Annotated in this window: 2 protein-coding genes; both read left to right on the forward strand. The window is 62.7% G+C overall.

The window, feature by feature from the left end:
- A partial coding sequence (locus EG19_RS11875) for a GTPase (RefSeq protein ID WP_200867163.1) occupies positions 1 to 556 on the forward strand: 556 nt, incomplete at its 5' end.
- A 58-nt stretch (positions 557 to 614) separates the two neighbouring features.
- Positions 615 to 821 (forward strand): type II toxin-antitoxin system HicB family antitoxin, encoded by a 207-nt coding sequence (locus EG19_RS11880; protein WP_038050575.1) that lies wholly within the window; start codon positions 615 to 617, stop codon positions 819 to 821.
- Positions 822 to 896 lie beyond the last annotated feature (75 nt).

Consider the following 896-nt stretch of genomic DNA (forward strand, 5'->3'; position numbering starts at 1 on the left):
CCGGGAAAGCACGGTGGTGGAAAACCGCCTGTTTGCCACCCTGGACCCGCTGGTGCGACGGGCGGCCCTGGAAGGGGGTCTGGTGGTGGCGGTGGCGGATACGGTGGGCTTTATCCGCAAGCTGCCCCACCAGCTGGTGGCCTCGTTTCGCGCCACGCTTTTGGAAGCGGCCTCTGCGGATCTCTTGATTCACGTGGTGGACGTTTCCCACCCCCGCTTCCGGGAGCACCTGCGGGTGGGTGAAGAGGTGTTGGAATCCCTGGGTGTAGACCCTGCAAGCTGCCTGGTGGCGTTGAACAAGGTGGACCTCCTGGCGGAAGACTGGCCGGATCCCCCGGAAGCCCGGCAAAGCGTGTTTGTCTCAGCGAAAACCGGCTTTGGCTTAAGTGCGCTTCGCAAAGCCGTAACCGAGGAGCTGGTGAGGCGGGGCGTTGTGGATGTGCTGCAGCTGCCCCTGGATGCTGCCGGGGAGTTGAGCCAAGCTTTGGCTCGCCGGGACCTGGTGGGCCGCCGCTTTTCCCACGAGGCTGTGGAGCTCTTCCTTCGGCGGAGGTAAAAGGCGCAACAAAGCCCCTGCGGGTCTCCAGGTCCTATGGCTGTGGTACTTTAACGTCATGAGGTTGCACGTGGAACTGGAGCAGGAGATTGACGGGCGGTGGATCGCTGAGGTCGTGGAGCTCCCCGGGGTCATGGCCTACGGGGGAACGCAAGAAGAGGCCCTGGCCAAGGCTCAGGCCCTTGCTTTTAGGGTTATTGCCGACCGTTTGGAGCACGGGGAAGCTCCCTTTGGCTTCTTGGATGTGTCGTTTGAAGCGGCGTGAGCCTGTTTCCTTCAAGAAAGGCGGCCCAGGTTCTGGCGGCCCTGCTGAGAATTGGTTGGAGCGTGAAGCGGCAGT

The sequence above is a fragment of the Thermoanaerobaculum aquaticum genome (assembly GCF_000687145.1).
Lineage (GTDB): Bacteria > Acidobacteriota > Thermoanaerobaculia > Thermoanaerobaculales > Thermoanaerobaculaceae > Thermoanaerobaculum > Thermoanaerobaculum aquaticum.